21 protein-coding genes are annotated in these 18,733 nt (G+C 71.0%); 7 read left to right on the top strand and 14 right to left on the bottom strand.

Annotation, left to right across the window (positions count from 1 at the left end):
- Positions 1-8: 8 nt before the first annotated feature.
- Positions 9-239 carry a hypothetical protein gene (locus AB0G10_RS26795; protein WP_360927178.1) on the top strand — a complete coding sequence of 77 codons (231 nt, stop codon included), beginning with the start codon at positions 9-11 and terminating at the stop codon, positions 237-239.
- Between the two features lie 52 nt (positions 240-291).
- Here AB0G10_RS26795 and AB0G10_RS26790 read toward each other — a convergent pair whose 3' ends face one another.
- Positions 292-564 (bottom strand): Lrp/AsnC ligand binding domain-containing protein, encoded by a 273-nt coding sequence (locus tag AB0G10_RS26790; RefSeq protein ID WP_360927175.1) that lies wholly within the window; start codon positions 562-564, stop codon positions 292-294.
- A gap of 89 nt (positions 565-653) precedes the next feature.
- Here AB0G10_RS26790 and AB0G10_RS26785 point away from each other — a divergent pair, with 89 nt between their 5' ends.
- Together AB0G10_RS26785 and AB0G10_RS26780 are read left to right on the top strand one after the other, a co-directional pair.
- Positions 654-1,406: a Glu/Leu/Phe/Val dehydrogenase dimerization domain-containing protein gene (locus AB0G10_RS26785; RefSeq protein WP_360927939.1), complete on the top strand. Its 753-nt coding sequence runs from the start codon at positions 654-656 to the stop codon at positions 1,404-1,406.
- Positions 1,407-1,443: 37 nt separating this feature from the next.
- Complete coding sequence (locus tag AB0G10_RS26780) at positions 1,444-2,034, top strand: DinB family protein (RefSeq protein WP_360927172.1); 591 nt, start codon at positions 1,444-1,446, stop codon at positions 2,032-2,034.
- Position 2,035: 1 nt separating this feature from the next.
- Here AB0G10_RS26780 and AB0G10_RS26775 read toward each other — a convergent pair whose 3' ends face one another.
- On the bottom strand, positions 2,036-2,626 hold the full coding sequence (locus AB0G10_RS26775; RefSeq protein WP_360927169.1) for a TetR/AcrR family transcriptional regulator: 591 nt from the start codon (positions 2,624-2,626) through the stop codon (positions 2,036-2,038).
- 104 nt (positions 2,627-2,730) lie between these two features.
- On the opposite strand from AB0G10_RS26775, the gene AB0G10_RS26770 reads away from it, so the two are divergent.
- On the top strand, positions 2,731-3,468 hold the full coding sequence (locus tag AB0G10_RS26770; RefSeq protein WP_360927166.1) for an SDR family oxidoreductase: 738 nt from the start codon (positions 2,731-2,733) through the stop codon (positions 3,466-3,468).
- 13 nt (positions 3,469-3,481) lie between these two features.
- On the opposite strand, the gene AB0G10_RS26765 is transcribed toward AB0G10_RS26770, so the two are convergent.
- The 5 genes from AB0G10_RS26765 to AB0G10_RS26745 form a co-directional block, all read right to left on the bottom strand.
- Positions 3,482-4,297, bottom strand: coding sequence for a hypothetical protein (locus AB0G10_RS26765; RefSeq protein ID WP_360927163.1), 816 nt, complete (start codon positions 4,295-4,297; stop codon positions 3,482-3,484).
- A 144-nt stretch (positions 4,298-4,441) separates the two neighbouring features.
- Entirely contained in the window at positions 4,442-5,353 is a 912-nt protein-coding gene (gene nrfD, locus AB0G10_RS26760) for an NrfD/PsrC family molybdoenzyme membrane anchor subunit (RefSeq protein WP_360927936.1), read from the bottom strand.
- A gap of 53 nt (positions 5,354-5,406) precedes the next feature.
- Complete coding sequence (locus AB0G10_RS26755) at positions 5,407-6,261, bottom strand: 4Fe-4S dicluster domain-containing protein (protein ID WP_360927161.1); 855 nt, start codon at positions 6,259-6,261, stop codon at positions 5,407-5,409.
- Positions 6,248-9,448, bottom strand: a complete 3,201-nt coding sequence (gene fdh / locus AB0G10_RS26750) for a formate dehydrogenase (protein ID WP_360927158.1) — start codon at positions 9,446-9,448, stop codon at positions 6,248-6,250. The genes AB0G10_RS26755 and fdh overlap by 14 nt, the downstream gene beginning before the upstream one ends.
- A 54-nt stretch (positions 9,449-9,502) precedes the next feature.
- Positions 9,503-9,814 (bottom strand): hypothetical protein, encoded by a 312-nt coding sequence (locus AB0G10_RS26745; RefSeq protein WP_360927156.1) that lies wholly within the window; start codon positions 9,812-9,814, stop codon positions 9,503-9,505.
- A 160-nt stretch (positions 9,815-9,974) separates the two neighbouring features.
- On the opposite strand from AB0G10_RS26745, the gene AB0G10_RS26740 reads away from it, so the two are divergent.
- Positions 9,975-11,930 (top strand): hypothetical protein, encoded by a 1,956-nt coding sequence (locus tag AB0G10_RS26740; protein ID WP_360927153.1) that lies wholly within the window; start codon positions 9,975-9,977, stop codon positions 11,928-11,930.
- Between the two features lie 59 nt (positions 11,931-11,989).
- Here the strand turns inward: AB0G10_RS26740 and AB0G10_RS26735 are convergent, their stop codons facing one another.
- On the bottom strand, positions 11,990-13,708 hold the full coding sequence (locus AB0G10_RS26735; protein ID WP_360927150.1) for a hypothetical protein: 1,719 nt from the start codon (positions 13,706-13,708) through the stop codon (positions 11,990-11,992).
- Between the two features lie 208 nt (positions 13,709-13,916).
- Positions 13,917-14,846: a hypothetical protein gene (locus tag AB0G10_RS26730; protein ID WP_360927147.1), complete on the bottom strand. Its 930-nt coding sequence runs from the start codon at positions 14,844-14,846 to the stop codon at positions 13,917-13,919.
- Between the two features lie 39 nt (positions 14,847-14,885).
- Here AB0G10_RS26730 and AB0G10_RS26725 point away from each other — a divergent pair, with 39 nt between their 5' ends.
- The gene (locus tag AB0G10_RS26725; RefSeq protein WP_360927144.1) at positions 14,886-15,125 is read left to right on the top strand and encodes a hypothetical protein; all 240 of its coding nucleotides are present in this window, start codon (positions 14,886-14,888) and stop codon (positions 15,123-15,125) included.
- Positions 15,126-15,136: 11 nt separating this feature from the next.
- Positions 15,137-15,880 (top strand): SDR family oxidoreductase, encoded by a 744-nt coding sequence (locus tag AB0G10_RS26720; protein WP_360927141.1) that lies wholly within the window; start codon positions 15,137-15,139, stop codon positions 15,878-15,880.
- A 30-nt stretch (positions 15,881-15,910) separates the two neighbouring features.
- Here the strand turns inward: AB0G10_RS26720 and AB0G10_RS26715 are convergent, their stop codons facing one another.
- The 5 genes from AB0G10_RS26715 to AB0G10_RS26695 all read right to left on the bottom strand — a co-directional run bounded on the left by AB0G10_RS26715 (position 15,911) and on the right by AB0G10_RS26695 (position 18,646).
- On the bottom strand, positions 15,911-16,192 hold the full coding sequence (locus AB0G10_RS26715; protein WP_360927138.1) for a hypothetical protein: 282 nt from the start codon (positions 16,190-16,192) through the stop codon (positions 15,911-15,913).
- 18 nt (positions 16,193-16,210) lie between these two features.
- Positions 16,211-16,390, bottom strand: coding sequence for a hypothetical protein (locus AB0G10_RS26710; protein WP_360927135.1), 180 nt, complete (start codon positions 16,388-16,390; stop codon positions 16,211-16,213).
- Positions 16,391-16,561: 171 nt separating this feature from the next.
- The gene (locus tag AB0G10_RS26705) at positions 16,562-17,512 is read right to left on the bottom strand and encodes a glycerophosphodiester phosphodiesterase family protein (protein WP_360927132.1); all 951 of its coding nucleotides are present in this window, start codon (positions 17,510-17,512) and stop codon (positions 16,562-16,564) included.
- A 157-nt stretch (positions 17,513-17,669) separates the two neighbouring features.
- A complete protein-coding gene (locus tag AB0G10_RS26700; protein WP_360927129.1) occupies positions 17,670-18,131 on the bottom strand; it encodes a hypothetical protein in 462 nt (153 codons plus the stop codon).
- Entirely contained in the window at positions 18,131-18,646 is a 516-nt protein-coding gene (locus AB0G10_RS26695; RefSeq protein WP_360927126.1) for a GNAT family N-acetyltransferase, read from the bottom strand. Before AB0G10_RS26695 ends, AB0G10_RS26700 begins: the two co-directional genes overlap by 1 nt.
- Positions 18,647-18,733 lie beyond the last annotated feature (87 nt).

Raw genomic sequence — 18,733 nt, 5'->3', positions numbered from 1 at the left:
CTATAGCCATGACCGCTCCACCGGCCCGCCCCCTGACCGCCCCCGAACAAGCCATCCTGTCCGCGTTCCTGAGCCTCCCGATCCCCGGCCTCCCCGGCGATCTCCCCGGCCTCCGCGTCACCGGCCGATGCGGGTGCGGCTGCCCGACCATCCACTTCAACGACAGCACCGACGACATCGCCCTCGTGGCCGACGCCCCACCCCCGCCTCGCCACCACCGACCTCCCTCACCGGCTTGAGGGCGCGCTGACCACCACCTCGCGACGGGGGCGTGGCAGGCAGCACGCCGGATCAGGGGTCGAGCGGCTCGACGACCTGCTTGCGGGTGTGCTGGTAGATCACCGAGCTGCGGAATCCCACGATCTCGCGCCTCCCGCTGAACTTGTCCATCACGAAAGCGTGCAGCGCGTCGACGCTCGGCACCGCCACCTGCACGAGGAAATCGTCGCCGCCGGTCACGACGAAGACGGACACCACTTCGGGCAGGCTCATCGCATAGGCTTTGAAACCCTCGATCACCGTACGGCTCAGCGGCCGCACCTGGACGTGCAGGAATGCCTGCACGCCGCGATTCAGGGCCGGCAGGCTGATCTCCGCGGAATAGCCGGTGATGACGCCTCGCTGCCGTCCATTCGACAGCGCTCGGGCAGGCGATCGGCGGCTGCCGCATCGCGCACTATCCGCACTGGCGTGACGGCCTCACCGACGCGCTGCGCCTCTCCGCCGCCATGACCGATAAAGCCGCGCTCGCCGGCCTGCCGAACGGCGGCGGCAAGACCGTCGTGGCCCTCCCGCCGGGCCGTTCTCTCGACGCCACCATTCGCCGCGACGTGCTGCACGACGTCGGCGACGTGATCGCCGGGCTGGGCGGCCTCTACGCGACCGGCCCGGACGTCGGCACCGGCCCGGACGACATGGTCACGATCGCCGAGCGCACCGAGCACGCGTTCTGCCGGCCGATCGGTGCGGGCGGCAGCGGCGACTCCTCCGAGCACACCGCCACGGGTGTCATGGCCGCCCTGAGAGCCGTCTGCGCCGACCGTTTCGGATCACCCGATCCGGCCGGCCGCAGCTTCGCGGTCCTGGGTCTGGGCCGGGTGGGCGCGCAGGTGCTGCGCCTGCTCACGGCCGAGGGGGCGCGGGTCGTGGCCGCCGACGTCGACGAGACCCGGCGCGCGGTCGCGGGCGGCGCCACCTGGGTCACCCCGGACGAGGGCCTGACCGCCGAGGTGGACGTCCTGGTCCCGGCCGCGCTGGGCGGCCTGCTCACCCCGGCGACCGTGCCGAGGCTGCGCGTCACCGCGATCGGCGGCACCCTCTCCACCGTCCTGCGGTCGGCGCGCGCCGCGGGGACGACGCCGCTCGCGGCGGCCCGCGACGCCGCCCGCCGCCGCGTCGGATATTGAGGTTCGCCGTCGTCGTCGCGGTGGCAAGCTGCTCGGCATGAATTCCGCGGGCTTCAAGGCCGACCTTCACACCTACCTGCAAGAGGGGCGCGATGCCCTGCTCTGGAAGTTGGAAGGGCTTTCCGAGTACGACGTACGCCGCCCCCTCGTCGACACCGGCACCAACCTGCTCGGCGTGGTGAAGCACGTGGCCGGCGTCGAGTCCGGCTACTTCGGTGTCACGTTCGGCCGGCCGTTCCCGGAGGAGCTGCCGTGGCTGGAGAGGACCCTCGACGCCAATGCCGACATGGCCGCCACCGCCGAGGAGAGCACCGGCGACATCGTCGCCCTCTACCGCCGGGTCTGGGCCCACTCGGACGCGACCATCGAGGCCCTCGACCTCGACGCCGAGGGTGAGGTGCCGTGGTGGCACCCGGACGGCCGCCGGGTGACCCTGCACAGGATCCTGGTGCACATGATCGCCGAGACGCATCGGCACGCCGGCCACATGGACCTGGTGCGCGAGCTCATCGACGGGTCGGCCGGGGCGCGGCAGGAGAACAGCAACATGCCCGACCAGGACCGCGAATGGTGGGCGTCCTACCGGGAGCGTCTCGAGGACCTCGCCCGGAAGTTCCAGCAGGGCTGATTCACCGAGCAGGGCCGGGGACGGCCAGCAGGGCGATGTCCACCGTCGCGTGGAGGGCGGCCCTCGACGCGCCCGCGGCGGCGTGGACGGCGTTGCCCTCGCTGACCACCATGACGTAGCGGGCCAGCGCCACCGGATCGATCTCCGGTGGCAGGTCGGGGGCCTGCGCGAGCCGGTCCGCGAGGGCCTTCTCGCCGCCGGCGCGGCTCTGGGCCAGGAATTCCGCGATGTGCCCGTTGTCCGTGCCGCCGGCGAGGCCGCCCTGCACGGAGAGGCAGCCGGCCGGCCGGTCCGGGCGGGTCAGGGCGTCGGCGTTGGCCCGCAGGAACGATTCGATGACCGCCCGGGCCGTCGGCTGCTCCAGCGCCTCGCGGGCGTAGGCCATGTCCGCTTCCGCGTAGCGGGCCACGGCTTTGCGGAACAGGTCCTCCTTGTTGCCGAACGCGGCGTACATGCTCGGCCGGTTGATGCCCATCGCCTCGGTCAGGTCGGTGAGCGACGTCCCCTCGTACCCATGCCGCCAGAACACCTCGATGGCGCGGTCGAGGGCCGCGTCCGCGTCGAAGCCACGCGGTCGTCCGCGTTCCGCCATGTCGCCCCCCACACCGAACCGAACCCAGTGACGCAACTCATTCTAACCGATCGGTACAGAAGTGCTAGCTTCTTCAGTACCGAACGGTACAGAAATGAGGAGTCATGGGACAGCTCGACGGCAAGAAGGCTCTGATCACCGGCGCGACCTCGGGAATCGGCCTCGCGGCAGCGCGCCGGCTGGCCGCCGAGGGCGCCGACGTGGTGATCACGGGACGGCGGAAGGAGGCGCTCGACGAGGCGGTCGCGTCGATCGGCCCGCGCGCCACCGGCATCCAGGCGGACGTCGCGAACCTCGACGACCTGGACCGGGTGTTCGCCGGCATCGAGGGCCTCGACATCGTGTTCGCCAACGCCGGAGGCGGCGAGTTCGCGGCGCTGCCGGACATCACCTGGGAGCACTACGCGACCACGTTCAACACCAACGTCGGCGGCACGCTCTTCACCGTGCAGAAGGCGCTCCCGCTGCTCCGGCCCGGCGCCTCGGTGATCCTGACCAGCTCGAACATCGACGTGAAGGGCGCCGGCGCCTTCAGCGTCTACGCGGCCACGAAGGCGGCGCTGCGGTCGTTCGCCCGCAGCTGGGCGGCGGAGCTGGTGGGCCGCGGCATCCGGGTCAACAGCATCGCGCCCGGGCCGATCGCCACGCCCGGCCTGAGCGGGCTCGCCGGCGACCCGGCCTCCGCGGAGCAGTTGCTGCAAGGGCTGGCGGCCGGGGTGCCGATGCGGCGGCTCGGGCAGCCGGAGGAGATCGCCAACGCGGTTCTGTTCCTGGCCTCCGACGCGAGCAGCTACATGACGGGCGCCGAGATCTACGTGGACGGCGGCGCGAGCCAGGTCTGAGACGGGCGCCGGCCTAACGCCGGCGCCGACGGGGGCGGGGCGGCGCCGGCGAAGGCGGCGGGGGCGGCGGCACGGACGGGGCGGCGGGCGAAGGGCGGCGGGCGAGGCGGTCGCTGCGGTAGGCGAGGTAGGCCACCACCGCGGTGATCAGGGCTGCCAGGCCCGCCGTGCCGCCGAGGATCGTCCAGAAGTTGCGGGACGCCACGCCCAGGACCTTCGCCGCCGTGGTGTCCACGTGGATGCGGATCTCGAAGAACTTGGTGGGTAGCAGCGCCACCTCGGAATCGGCCCGCAGCGTGGTGATCGCGATGGTGAGGGTGAAGTCGCCGCTCGCGCCGGCCACGACCGACCAGCGCCACTCCCCCGCGTCGGCCGGCTGGGTGATGGTCTGCACCGGCTCGCCGGCCGGGGTGACGACGAGCTTCGGGTCGTAGCTGGTGGCGGTCGCCCTCACCCGGCCGCCGACCAGCACCGATCCAAGATCCTGGGTGCCCGGTGCGGTGGAGGAGAGCGCGCTGGGAGTGACGGCACACCCGGCGGCCGGGGACGCGCAGACGGTCAGGCTCAGCGGGAACGGCTTGTCGACCTCCGCTTCCCGGTGGATCTTCGCCGACGCCACCCCGGCGTAGAGCCGTCCCCGGTCGTCGTTGATGCCGGCCATGAACTGTTCCTGCACCGGCGGGTCCTGGGCGGCCTGGGCCGTCGGGTCCGGGGTGGGCGTGCTGATCCGGTCACCCGCGTTCGCCAGGGCGGCAAAACCGAGGGCGACGAGCAGCGGGACGGCCCACCGGACGATCCGGCGCAGCGGCCGGACACGGCGGAGCGGCACGGGGCCGCCGGGCACACTCCACGGCGAAGAAGGCCGAGACGGCGAAGGCGGCCGCCCCTCGGGAGGCACGCGCGGCGGCTGCCCCTCCGGACCATTCTCCACGTCGCTCCCCCATGGACCGCTGTCGATCAGGGAACCATGGTGTCAGGACCGGTTGCGCCGCGCCAGCCGCTCCCGCTGCGGGACGACGGTGTATTTCGGATCCTTCGCCGAGGCGATGCCGCCCTCGAAGATGCCGAACCGGGTCGCCAGGGAGGCGGCCAGCAGGGCGGCGCCGGAGAGCGCCGAGACGACCCGGCTGCGGCGGCCCAGCACGGCGCCGGCCACCCCGAGGGCGGTCAGCGTCCGGCCCGCTCGCAGCAGCTTCCCGGGACGCCCCTGCGCATAGGGCTCGCTCAGGATGCCCTTCGTCGTCTCCACGCGATGCGCGCCGTACAGCTCCATGGCCGCGCCGAGGACCGCCATCTTCCGTACGGGGGCGGCCTCGTCCACCGGTGCGGCGATCAGTCCCACCCCGGCGCCACTCGCCAGTGCGCTGCCGGCGAAGACGAAAGGCAGTTCCGGGTACGCCGCGTGCCAACTGGGAGTGGCCGTGTCCGCCAGCAGGACCGCCGTGTAGGTGGCGAGCGCCGGGGCCGTCACCGCGGCGGCGTACCCGCTCACGGTTCCGAGCGGCGTGGTGAGCCGGCGCAGCGGGGCGGGCGCGAGCTCGGCCGCGGCGGCCGCGCCCGCGAAGGCCCCGAAGCCGCTCAGGATCCAGGTGCCCATCGACATCGGCGACGTCGGTTTCGCCACCCGCAGCATGTGGTGGAACCGCTCCGGCCGGCCGAGGTCGTTGATCAGGAAGTAGGTGCTGGCGACGAGCGCGCCCAGCGCCGTGACCCGTCCGGCCCGGCGCAGCGAGGACCGGCCGGTCGCGTCGCCGCCCGCCGCGAGCAGCGCCGATCCGGCCGCCAGGCCGCCGGTGAACAGGTAGGCGGCGATGTCGTGGTGCCAGACGGCCGGCCGCACGATGGGCCGCCCGTAGTACGACCGGAAGTCCGCGGGCGGGACCATTGACCGGTCACCCTTGCCGGCGCCCTTCGACGAACGGCGGCCGGTTTCCTCTGTCACGAACGTCCTCCCAGAAACGACACGACGACGGCCGCCGCCATCGCCAGGCCCGCCACACCCGCGCGTTTCCACATGGCGGGCAGTTCCTTCGTGGTGACGATCGGGTCGGGCGGCAGGCCGTACACCTCGGGCTCGTCGAGGAGCAGGAAGAACGCGCCGTCCCCGCCCACGCCGTCGTTCTCGTCGTGCCCGTAGAGGCGCGCGCCCTCCACCTCCTGGACACGCTGCGCCGCACGCTCCCGCAGCTCGTCCAGGACACCGTACTGAATGGACTGGGTCGGGCACGCCTGCGCGCAGGCCGGGGTCAGCCCGTCGCCGATCCGGTCGTAGCACATCGTGCACTTCCAGGCCCGGCCGTCGTCCTTGCGCTGGTCGATGACGCCGTAGGGGCAGGCCGGGATGCAGTACCCGCACCCGTTGCAGACGTCCTCCTGCACCACGACCGTGCCGAACTCGGTCCGGAACAGCGCGCCGGTCGGGCACACGTCGAGGCAGCCGGCGTGGGTGCAGTGCTTGCACACGTTGGACATCATCAGCCAGCGGAAATCGGGATGCGCCGGAGCACCGCCCGCGATCGCCAGAGCGTCCATGGAAGGCTGCGGGGCCGGCTGTTCGATGAAGGCGACGTGCCGCCACGAATTGGCGCTCAGCCCGCCCGTGTTGTCGTACGAATGGCCTAGAAGATCGAAACCGTCGTCCGGGACCGCATTCCACTCCTTGCACGCGACCTCGCAGGCCTTGCAGCCGATGCAGACGCTGGTGTCGGTGAAGAACCCCATGCGCGGTGGCGGCTCGGCATATCCCGCGTCGGGCGCCGGGTCGAGCGGCCCGTAGAGGCTATTGGTTCCCATTCGCCCGCCTCCGGTACTCGGCCACGTAGTCGATCAGCGCCGGGCCGGTGGGGCGGCGGCCGGGCTGGATGTCGCAGGTGCCGACCTTGCTCTCCTGGATCAGCACGTTCGGGTCGAGCACGATGCCGATCAGATCATTCGCCGAGTCGCCGGTGACCACGCCCTGGCTGCCCCAGTGGTACGGCATCCAGATCTGGTGCACGGTCCGGCCGTCGATGCGCAGCGGCCGCAACCGGTCGGTGATCATGACGCGGGCCTCGATGGCGGCGCGGCTCGTCACGATGTGCGCCCAGCCGAGGTGCTCCAGGCCGCGCTCCTCGGCCAGCCGCGGGGACACCTCGACGAACATCTCCGGCTGCAGCTCCGACAGGTACGGCAGCTGCCGGCTCATCCCGCCGGCCGTGTGGTGCTCGGTCAACCGGCTCGTCGTGAAGACGTACGGAAAAACGTCGCCGAAATCCGAGTTGTCCGGATTATCCGGCCGCTCGTAGCGCTTCCTCGTCGGATTCGCCTGCTGCGCGTAGAGCGGGTTCGTCACCGGCGACTCGGCCGGCTCGTAGTGCGTCGGCATCGGGCCGTCGATCAGCCCGCTCGGCGCATACAGCCAGCCCTTGCCGTCGCCCTGCATGATGAACGCGTCGTTGCCGGCGATCGCGTCGACCCCGGTGGCACCCTCCGGCGGCTGATAGCCCGGTGGTTTCGATTTTTCGAAGTCCGGTACGTCGTACCCGGTCCATTCCTTCTTCTCGAAATCCCACCAGACGTATTTCTTCCGCTCCGACCAGGGACGGCCGTCCGGATCGGCGGACGCGCGGTTGTAGAGGGTGCGGCGGTCGGCGGGCCAGGCCCAGCCCCATTCCCGGGCCACCCAGTCCTGCTCGTGACCGGGCTTGCGGCGGGCGGCCTGGTTGACGCCGTCCTTGAACACACCGGAGTAGATCCAGCAGCCGCAGGCGGTGGAGCCGTCGTCCTTGAGATCGACAAAACCTGATACGGGCGATTTGTCGGAAATATTATATCCGTTGATCTCGCGCAGCACGTCCTCGCCGCTCGGCTCGTCACCGTGCATCGCGTAGTCCCAGGTGAGCTTGAGCAGCCCCTCGTCGCGCGCCTTGCCGGATCCGGCCAGCTTCGCCCGGATGCGGCGGCCCAGGTGGTAGAAGAACCACAGCTCGGAGCGGCAGTCGCCGGGCGGGTCGACGGCCTTCTCCCGCCACTGCAGCATCCGCTGGGTCTGCGTGAACGTGCCCTCCTTCTCGGCGTGCGACGCGGCCGGCATGAAGAAGACCTCGGTCCGGCACTCCTCGGTGGAGATCTCGCCGGTGGCGATCTCCGGACCGTCCTTCCAGAACGTCGCGCTCTCGATCATGAACAGGTCGCGGACGACGAGCCAGTCGAGGTTCGCCATGCCGAGCCGCTGCGCCTTGCCGTGCGCGGAGCCGACGGCCGGGTTCTGCCCGAGCAGGAAGTAGCCCTTGATCTTCCCGTCGATCATGTCGAGAACCTGCTGATACGTACCGTGATCGCCGGTCAGCCGGGGCAGCCAGCCGAATCCCCAGTCGTTCTCCCGGGTCGCGGCGTCCCCCCAGTAGGCCTTCAGCAGGCTGACCGCGTAGGACTCGGCGTTGGCCCAGAAGCCCTTCTGCTCCGGGTGGCGGATCTCGTCGACCCACTTCCGGAACGTCTCGTGCTGCCGGTGGTGCGGCATCGGCAGGTAGCCGGGCAGCAGGTTGAACAGCGTCGGGATGTCGGTGGAGCCCTGGATGCTGGCGTGCCCGCGCAGCGCCATCACCCCGCCGCCCGGCCGGCCCATGTTGCCGAGCAGGAGCTGGATGATCGCGCCGGTGCGGATGTACTGCACGCCGACGCTGTGCTGCGTCCAGCCCACCGAGTAGACCAGGGCCGTGGTGCGCTCCCGGCCCGAGTTCGCGGTCCAGGCCTCACAGACCTCCAAGAACAATTCCTTGGGTACGCCGCAGACGCGCTCGACGACCTCGGGCGTGTAGCGCGCGTAGTGCCGCTTCAGGATCTGGTAGACGCAGCGCGGATCCTGCAGGGTCGGGTCCCTCGGCACGTCGGCCGGGATGGGCGGGCCGTGCGACTCCTGTTCCAGGCCGGACGCGGTCTCCCGGTCGGCGTGCGCCTCGCCCTCCTCCTGGCCCATCTCCTTCTGGCCGGCGTACTGCCAGCTCGCCTGGTCGTAGACGTTCAGCTCGGGGTCGTAGCCGGAGAACAGCCCGTCGAGGTCCTCGGTGTCCCGGAACTCCTCGTTCACGATCATGGACGCGTTGGTGTACGCGACGACGTACTCCCGGAAGTCCTTCTCGTTGCTGAGGATGTAGTTGACCACCCCGCCCAGGAACGCGATGTCGGCGCCGGCGCGCACCGGCACGTAGCTGTGCGCGAGCGCGCTGGTCCGGGTGAACCGCGGATCCACGTGGATGATCTTGGCGCCGCGGTTCTTGGCCTCGACCACGTACTGGAAGCCCACCGGGTGGGCCTCGGCCATGTTCGAACCCTGAATCACGATGCAGTCAGCGTTTGCCAGATCCTGGAGGAATCCGGTGGCCCCGCCACGGCCGAAGCTGGTTCCCAGACCGGGAACGGTGGCGGAGTGTCAAATGCGCGCCTGATTTTCGATCTGGATGGCGCCCATCGCCGTGAAGAGCTTCTTGATCAGATAGTTCTCTTCGTTGTCGAGCGTCGCCCCGCCGAGGCTCGAGATCCCGAGGGTACGGTTCAGCGGCCGCCCGTCCTCGTCGGCGTCCTCCCAGGTCTCCTCCCGCGCGGCGATCACCCGGTCGGCGATCATGTCCATCGCGGTCTCCAGGTCGAGCTCCTCCCAGTCCCGGCCGTAGGGCCGGCGGTAGAGCACCTTCTGCACACGGCGGTCGCTGGTGACCAGGCTCTTGCTGGCCGACCCCTTGGGGCACAGCCGGCCCTTCGAGATCGGGCTGTCCGGGTCACCCTCGATCTGGACGACCTTCTCGTCCTTCACGAAGATCCGCTGCCCGCAGCCCACGGCGCAGTAGGGACAGACGGATCTCGCCACCCGGTCGGCGGTCTCGGTGCGGGCGGTCAGCTCCTTGGACCGGGTCGACTGCGCGGCCGCGCCCCGCCCCAGAGGATCGGTGCCGGTGAGTTGCCGGTAGACCGGCCACCCCTCGATCCACGTCCGCACACCCATGAGATCGACCCTAACCCGGGGCGCCCGCGGCCGCACGGCGACGGGCCCTCGTCGTCACTTCTCCGCTTCTCCGATGAATGCCCGGATCTGCTCGGCCAGGTCCCGCGACTTCTTGCCGCCCGCGTCGTCGAGGGCCTGGAGGACGGCCGGACCCAGCTCGACCGGCGCGGCCTCCTCGGACGGCCACTCGAGAGCCGTCTGATATCCGGCGTCCTGCGCCGACAGCTGGATCCGGACCGTGTCGCCGGCCCGCGACACCTCGAACTGCGGCTTCGCCACGGTCGGATAGGAGTCGACGAACGCGTCCGGCCCGACCTGGGTCGTCTCCAGAGGCTTATCGAGGAACACGAAACGGGTGCTGTTCAACGTGGTCTCCTTCCCACGGCGGCTGGTGCCCTCGATTACCCGCGAGCAGCCCCGGCAACCACCGTCACCCGGGGCCGGGAACGTCACGATTCGGCCACTTATCCCTCTCCGCAGTGACCCGGTTGAAGTCGCCCTCCCGTGGCCACCATGATCTAGCCCTATGACGGCGCTCGCGGGTTTGCACGACATCGACTGGTCCTCCCTGGAACAGGGCTCAGCCGTACCCCGCCTGCTCGCCCGTCTCGCCGAGGGCGACGCCACGGCGCTGCGCGATCTGTACCGGATCGCGCCGGACGGTGAGGATGTCCGGCCGTGGGTGGTGTGGGCGCTGCCGTTCCTGCTCGACCTGGTCACCGACGAGTCGCAGCGGCTGCGCGGCGAGACGCTCCGGCTGGTCGGCGATCTCGCGGGCGCCGACCGGACCTGGCAGATGGCCGGCCGCACCCTGACGGCCAAGCGGACCCTGGCCCAGTGGGACGGTCTGTCGGGGTTGCTCCTCGATGAGGACCCGATCGTGCGGGACGCCGCGGCGTACACGATCCGCGCGGTCTACCGGCTGATCACCAACCCGACCGGGGACCTGTGGGAACGCTTCGCCGAGGAATCGGACGCGGACGTGCGGCTCACGCTGCTGCGGACCAGCGTGATCACCGGGGCGGTGGGCGGCGGCTACGAGCTGACCAAGGTCTGGCTGGCGTCGGTTGCGGACACCGATCAAGATCTTCGGGTACGGATCTCCGCGCTCACCGAGCTGATGGCGCTCTACAACCCGCCGCCGTTCGACGTGGCGCGGGCCCGGGAGACCGTTCTGGCGGCGTACCGGGAGGGCCTGAACCGGGAACCGGAACCGGTCGTCGACATGGCGGCGCCGCTGCTGGCCGGCGCGCGGATGGCGACCCGGCAGTGGACGCCCGGCTACCACCAGGTCGTCAGCGCGATCCGGTTCAGCTATCGCGACGACGTGACCGCGCATCTGGATCTGCTGCACGAGATGCTGGCGATGGACGCGTGGGACGCCAAGCAGGACGCGCTCTACGAGGCCCGTACGCTGGTGCAGCGTCTGCGCGGACCCTACGGTCCCCTCGTCGGCCGGGCCGCCGAGCTGCTGTTCGACAAGGACGCGCAGGTCCGGGCCGCGTCGCTGCGCCTGCTCCAGGGCATCGGCGAGGTCGCCCGCCCGGCCGCCGACGCCGTCTGGGCCACCCTGTCCGGCGCGAAGCCGTTCCTCCACCAGGGCAGCCTCATCCCGGCCGTCGAAATGCTCGCCTGCCTCCGCGACGAGCGTGTCCTGCCGATCCTCGAACGCCTCCTCGACGACGCGCCGGAGACCCGTGACCTGCATCAGTGCATCGCCGGCTTCGGTGTCCGCGCGCGTGGGCTGGGCCGCACGCTCCGCCGCCGGCTTCGAGGCCTCCGGCCCGATGCGTACGCCGAACGCTGGCGTTTCGACGCGCATCGCGCCGGTCTGCTGGAGGCCCTGGTCTCGGTCGCCCCTTCGGAGGCCGCCGACCACCTCATGCAGGAGCCCCTGGATCTGACCGGCCTGGACCGCCTCACCCGCACCGGCCGGGCCATGATGGCCCGGGCCGCCGAGATCCGCACCACGCTGACCAGCGAGGACCCGGCCCTGGCCTTGGCCGCCGCCCGCGCGATCTGGTTCGTGGCGGGCGACGCCGGCGACGCCGCGGCCGTGTACGACAGGTACCTGGACTCCCCGGAGCACGCCGTGACGGCCGTCGACGGCCTGGCCGAGCTCAACTCCCGGGCCGCCGACCGAGCACCACGCCTGACCCGCCTGCTGAAGGGCCGCTCCCCCGCGCCGGTCACGGTGGCGGCGGCCCGAGCCCTGTGGCGCATCACCGGCAACCCGAGCAGCGCCCGCCACCTGGGCCCGATCTGGAACGACGCACCGCGCCTGCGCCCCCGCATCGCCGAACTCTGGGTGGAGACGGGCATGGGCGCCTACGCGAAGCGCTACGTCCAGGCAGAGCTGGCCCTGACACCCCGCCACAACCTCACGAAGATCGGCCTGGGCCCAGCCGAAGTCTCCGACGACGAGCAGCTGCTCACCCATTGCCGCCGCCTGCTGACCGAGAAGCCCCGCTGGTCGATCTGACGATCCGCCGAGCGACGCCGGAGCTTCTCATCGAGACGGCGCGCCAGACGCCCGCCGGGTCATATCGCCTGCCGGGCGGTGGCGGCTGCGGCGCTGCTACCGAGCCGCGCCAGAACGTCGACGACGGCGACGCCGCTCAGTTCCACCACCAGGCCCCAGAGGCCGAGCATGACCCAGGAGGAGAGGTTGCTGTCGAAACCCGGATTGTCGAGGTACTGGGTCTTCAGGCCGACGAGGGACACCACGGCGACCGATGCGGCACCGGCGAAGGTCCGGGCGTAACGGAAGAACACCGGTACCGGCGCGAGGTCGTCCAGCCAGGCGGGTTCCGCCTCCCTGGGTGGCGGTGACGCCTCCTTGCCCGACGCGCCGGGCAGTGGCACTTCGGTCTCGGCGGTGTCGCGAAGGGCATAGGCCCTCCTGGCCGCGGCGCTCCGCCCGCGTTGCAGATATCGGATCGCCTCACGGAGCTTCTTGTTCGCCGGCGACCGCAGGAACGACCCGATGACGTGCCCGGCGAGAACCAGGTCGTCCCGGATCGTGCCCAGCGCGGTCCGGATCTCCGCGGTCTGTTTCGGCCAGGGCAGGGACTGCGCCTCCACGAGAGTGCGGTGCGCCTCATCGACGGCCGCGTCGGCCAGCGCTCGATCGTCGTGGGACAACGTTCCACGGCATCGCTCGATCGCATCGGATAGGGAATCGAGCTGGTCGTAGAGGACCGCTGTCTGGCTCGCGAGCACGGCGGCGTCGTTGCGCAGCGGGTCGAGCTGGGAGAACGCCCGCTCGGCTCTGCTGAGGTCCTGACGGAGGATGTAGTCCTCCAGCTCATTGAGCCGCAGCCGGGCGGACAGCGGCAGGTCACGCCCGTCCGCACCCCAGCCCATCGTCCGCCGCAGCGCGTCGAATCTCCTCATGAGGGCGGCCTGCGGGGTGAGCCGTTCGGTGATCCACTTGACGGTCAGGCCCAGCGCGGCGCCGGTGGCGATGATGAAGAACGCGGTGACGGCCCACCATCCGCTGCGCTTACCGAGCCCGATGATCAGCGGAATCTCCGTCCAGTTGCCGCCCGCGGACAGGACCAAGGTCTCCTCGTAGAGCCCCGAGTCGACACGTTCGGGCACCCACGGGTCCACCGTCGCGGTGACCAGAACCGAGTTGCCGACCAGCGGAATCGCCGTGAGGATCACCTGGTCAGCGGGGAATTGGCCACCGGCGTGGTGCGGATCGCGCTTGACCCATACGGCGAGGTCCGCGGGGTCGCCGACGCCCGCGGCACCGATCTCGACGACCGCGGACCGGGTCAGTGGATGCCGGAGCTTGTCGAAGGAGACCGCGAGGGCGCGCTGGCTGGTGATCGGCATCTGATCGACCGGCCAGCCAAACAGGACCACCGACAGGACGACGACGTAGAAGACGAGGAAGACCGTCAGGAGCGTCATCCGGATCCTGCGGACACGCTTGCGGTGGGCGGCGGAGACCTGGTGCCGGCGCCGCACTTCTCGATCCCGGTAGGGCATGGCCGCCCCCGATCCTCGGCATGGCCGGCCGTCAGGGCGAATCCATGCTACGAGTGCGGCGCCGCGCCGAAGTATCGCCGGACTGACACCGGAGCAGTCGGCCTTCTTCCGCTCCCGCCCCGATGTCGCACGGCCTCGCGCAGGACGGCCGCAGCCGATGCCACGGTTGTGCCAGCCGCCGCCGGCCAGCGGATTGCCCGCTATGGGCCGGCGCCGCACCGCCTCGCCGTGGACCGAGCGCCGCGAACCGCCCGGCGCCACGCCGTGGACCGAGCGCCGCGGACCGGCCCCGGGTGCGCGCCTGTCGCCCCGTGGATGGGTTCCGTTGTGGTGATCGTGGGCGTCAAGGGCCCTCCCCGCACCTACCACCGGCGGCCGCGCATCGGCCTCGCGTTGCAGGCTCGCCCGCGTCGTGCGGGCGGGACGCGGATGATGCGGTTGGGGGCGGGTCGAGCCCTCGTACCCATGATCATGATTGTTGGTAGTTGACCGCTGCGAACTCGCAGGGCGCGTGAATGTGCAGGTAGTAGGCTCCTTCGCCGTCGTCGATGTCGGCGCCGCTGATCAAGCCGGCGTAGTGCATGGCCGTGCCGCAGCCGGGGCAGTCGGGGTGTTCGGCGTCCTGAATCCAGTCGGGGTGGCCGCCGAGGGCGGAGCCGCCGGAATTCCAGGCGCTGATCAGAAATGGACTTTCCCGTCGTGGGCCGATGGCCGCTCGCACCGTCGGTGGATCTTCGGGCTCGGGGTTGTCGGGCAGGTAGTGCGGTTTGGTGTTGCCGGGCCACCACTGCGCGCCGCCGTCGGGCGTGACCCGGCTGAACAGGGTCTCGTAGCAGGCGCAGAAGTGGCACGTCTCGAACACGAGACGGCCTTGCCAGCCGGTGTGCGGCAGCGTCGTGGCGACGGTCTCGGCGGGCAGGTCGGCCGCCACCCACATCGGCGAGGAGCACCAGGGGCAGGTCTTGCCGCTCGGGGCGCCGTCGGCGAGGCCCAGCTCGAAGGCGGTGTCCGCACAGAGATCACGCCGGGCGCCGCCGGGATCGATCGTCCAGCCGCCCTCGCGGGTGTAGGCGAGCGGCGGCACGTGAAGCTCGTCCGCACCGGGAGGCGGCTGTGCCGACCAGCGGCGAAATGCCTGCTCGGCGTGGGGATGACCGCTGTGGGCGAGGATGAGCAACAGGCGGTTGAGGCGCAGATGCTCCTGACCGGCGTCGATCTCGGCGACGACCCTGTCGATCGTGGCGGCGTCGGCGGCGCGGTAGAGGCGCGCGGGCCAGAGCAGGCCGAGGTCGAGCATGAGGCCGTGATGCGGCGTCAGCGACGACGGGTCGGTGGAGGCCAGCTGCTCGGCCGCGACGTCGTCGTCGGCGGCCGACCGTCTGAGCAGGTCCTCGATCATGGGGCAGATGTTAGGCCGGGGGTACGACAGAATCGCGGCGTGACGATCGACGATCTGCTGACGCGTGCCGCGGTGGAGCCGGCCGGCGACGTGTGGTCCCAGCTCTGCGGCGATGTGTGCCATCAGGGGTACTTCCTCATCCCGATCCTGGCCGGCGACATCGACCTCGACTGTCCGGAATGCACCCTCGGTTTCTCGACCGACCTCACCGGCGGCGCGCCGGCCTCTCCCGCGGACATGCCGGAGGTGCGTGTCGCGGATCGGATCGGCGCGCCGTGAAGGGCCGCGTCGTGATCGTCACCGGGGCCAGCCGCCGGATGGCGATCGGTGCCGCCATCGCGCGGCGTCTCGTCGCCGACGGGGCTTCGGTGGTGCTGCATTCGTGGGCGCCCTACGACGCCGAGCAGCGGTGGGGTGCCGACGAGGAGGGTCCGGCGGCGCTCGCGGCCGAGCTCGGCGCCACCCACGTGTCGCTGGACCTGAGCGATCCCGCGGCCCCGGCGCAGCTGGTCGCGGAGGCGATAAGAGCTCATGGGTACGTCGATGGCATCGTCGCCAATCACACCCGCAGTGGCGTCCGGCAGTCGCTCGAGGAGTTGACCGCCGACGAGCTGGATCTGACGTACGCGGTCAACACCCGCGCCTCGCTGCTCCTCGCCAAGGCGTTCGCGGCCCAGCACGACGACTCCCGGCCGGGTGGCCGCATCGTCCTGTTCACTTCCGGTCAGTACCACGGCGCCATGCCCGGCGAACTGCCGTACATCGCCTCGAAGGCCGCCCTCCACGAGCTGACCCGAAGCCTGGCCGTCCACCTGATGCCGCGAGGCATCACCGTCAACTGCGTCAATCCGGGCCCGAACGACACCGGATGGCCCACCGACGACATCCGCGCGGCGATCGCGGCGGCCAATCCGGGCGGCCGCTGGGGCAGACCCGACGACGCGGCCCGGCTGGTGGCCTGGCTACTCAGCGACGAGGCCGGCTGGGTGACCGGCCAGACGATAGCCTCGGACGGCGGCTGGTCCGCCCGCTGATTCCTCCGGCAATCCCGGCGGGGCACGGGCTCAGATCGTGCAGAACCAGAGGTCGTCGGCGGTGAAGGGACTCACGTCGACGGGCGTGCCGAACGCGGCGCGCAGATCCTCCTCGTCGCCGACGAGAACGGGATCCGCGAAGGACGGCACCAGCACCACGCCGAACGGATGGCCGGCCGCCCGCTCGACCACCTGTTCCTCGCCCGCGGCGAGAACGGCGAGGGGACGGCTCGCCGAGACGATGCCGACGCGGCTTCGCGACGGCGAGCGCGACGTCCCGCGTCCACGACGGCGTCGGCGGGTTCGCCGCAAGGCTTTCCGTGAAGTCGATCAAGGTGCGCCTCCAGGGCTGCCGTGTACGCCACCACGCTCGTTCCGATAGACGTTGATGTAGTCGGTCAGTTCCCCGGTCTCCCCGAGGACACCGACCGGGCCGTTCACCACGAGCACTTTCGCCTTGCCCTTGCGCCAGAGGTCGTTGGCGTCCGCGAACGCCGCGGCGTCCAGCACCGCCTTCTCCGCGTGAACACCGCTCAGGAGCCGCGGCGATCTGGTGGGCGTCCTCGGCCAGGCCGAAGCCGGTGACGCCGGTCGTGGAGTCGCGCGCGGCCGCGACCAGCGGAGCTGTCACGACGTGGCCCCCTATCGTCAAGGGATGTACACACGCGCCGGGCGACGAGTTCAGAGCAGGTCGATGCGGTTCGTCCAGATGCCGCCCGACCAGCCGTCGGGGATTCGGTTCAGGTCGGCGGGGGTGTCGAAACCGGCCGAGAAATCGCCTCCGTCGGCGGTCAGGATGACGCGGGTGCCGGCGTCGGCCATGCGGTCGACGAAACGGTTCGGCCAGCCCCAGAGGAAACGGCCGACGCGTTCGGGCAGGTGGAACTGGATGTTGTGACAATCGGCGGGGACGTGGCCCGTCCAGCCGGTGGCCTCGTACCCGATGAGGCATTTCTTCATGATGGCCTTCGAGGTCGCGCGCACGTCCGGGAGCGCGGCGCGGAAGGCGTCGACGGCGGCGTCCTCGCCATAGACGGTGAGCAGTCCTCGTTGCGGCCGGGGCGCGAGCAGCGCGGCCAGGGCCTCACCGTCCGCGGCGTCGCCGTTCTTCAGGTGGATGAGCAGTTCGCGGCCGGGAAAGGCGTCGAGCACCTCGGCGGCGGTCGGCATCAGCCCGGCGCCCTTGCCGCGGAAGGGATGGGTGGCGCCGCCGTCGGCCGTATAGCCATATCCGATGTCGAGTCGGCGCAGCTCGTCCATCGTGTGGTCGCCGATCGTCCCGGTGCCGTTCGTGCGGCATTCCAGGGTGGCGTCGTGGAAGACGGCGAGCTGCCCGTCGCGCGTCAGCTTCACGTCGAACTCGACGACGTCGGCGCCCGCCTCGAAAGCGGCGCGCATCGAGGCGATGGTGTTCTCGAGATACTGATGGCTCGGCGGGTGGATCACCTGCGCCGTGCAGGTGTCGGCCTGCACCTCCGCCACGTCGAAGGTCTGCGCCAGGCCGCGATGCGCCATCAGGAACGGCTCGCCGCCGCTGCTCACGAGCGTGGAGTTGTTGCCGAGCCAGAGACCCGCCACGACGGCGAGCAGCACCACGAGCGCGATCCGCAACCGCTTGGCGATCTTCGGCATCCGGACATCCTGCCAGCGCGGCGCAACCCCGCCGCCGGCTGCGCCGCGTGCCGGCAATGCGGACCGCCGGACGTCAGGCGGTCCAGGCGCGGCCCGCCACCGCGTAGGCGGCGTCGGCGCTCGCTGTCATGGGTGGGGTGCGAGGCGGTGGGAGGGCCTACGGTTCGCCGAGTTGGTGGGTCAGGGTTGTCAGACCGGTCCTGATCAGTTGGGCGTAGGGGTCGTCGCCTAGGGCGTCCATGCGGTCGTGCGCCTCGCGGAGGTGGGTTCGGGCGCTGTCGAGGTCGCCCAGTCTGCGGTAGCAGTCGGCCAGGTTGAGGTGCAGGGACGGGTAGAGGGCGGCCTTCGACAGGGGCACCCCGGCCTCGGCCACCCGCTCGTCGGTGAGGTGCGCGGCCGCCGCCAGGGCACGCCGGTCCCAGAGCAGCTCGTCGTGGACGTCGTCCTGCACGTCGGCCATCGAGTGGGCCAGCACGCAGACGTGCAGCGGGTCGCCCTGCTCGCCGGCGATGTCCTGCCAGATCGCGGCGAACAGGTCGCGGGCGTCGTCGCGCCGGCCCTGGGCGTGGTGGAGCTGCACCGCCTCGTTGATGCGGGCCAGGATCGGATCGGCGGCCATCAGGAGGCCACCGGATCGGCGTAGATGCGGACCTGCTGTCCCGTCCTGCCGTAGACCATGTCACGTTCGTACCCGAGACCGATCTTCTCCGCCACTCGCTGCGACGGAATGTTGGCGGGCGCGATGATCGCGATCAGGCGCCGGACGGCCAGGGCGTCGCGGGCGTGATCGCGGCAGGCGGCGGCCGCTTCGGAGGCGTAGCCGCGGCCCTGGTGCTCCGGCCGTACGTGATAGCCGATCTCGATCTCGATCTTGCCTTCCACCTCCTGCGGAGTGAGCCCGCAGTCGCCGAGGAACTCGCCGGTCCCCCGCGATCGGATGATCCAGAGGCCGTGCCCGGCGCGGTCGTAGAGGTCCTGATTCCAGGTGATCCAGTTCTCGGCCTCGTAGCGGCTCTTCGGCCGTGGATAGTGCCGCATCACCTCGGGGTCGCCGAGCAGGGCGGCCATGTCGCCGAGGTCGTCGATCGTCATCGCGTGGAAGGTCAGGCGCTCGGTGCCGGCGGGGATCCTCATGCGGTCCATCCTGGCGGGTCGCGCAGGGGAGGCGGGACCCCTCCCCTACGCGAGCCGGGTGAAAAGACGCGAGCCGGATGAGAACCG

Origin of the sequence: Actinoplanes sp. NPDC023714 (assembly GCF_040639855.1) — a bacterium.
Taxonomy (GTDB): domain Bacteria; phylum Actinomycetota; class Actinomycetes; order Mycobacteriales; family Micromonosporaceae; genus Actinoplanes.
This window is presented reverse-complemented; position numbering and strand designations above follow the sequence as displayed.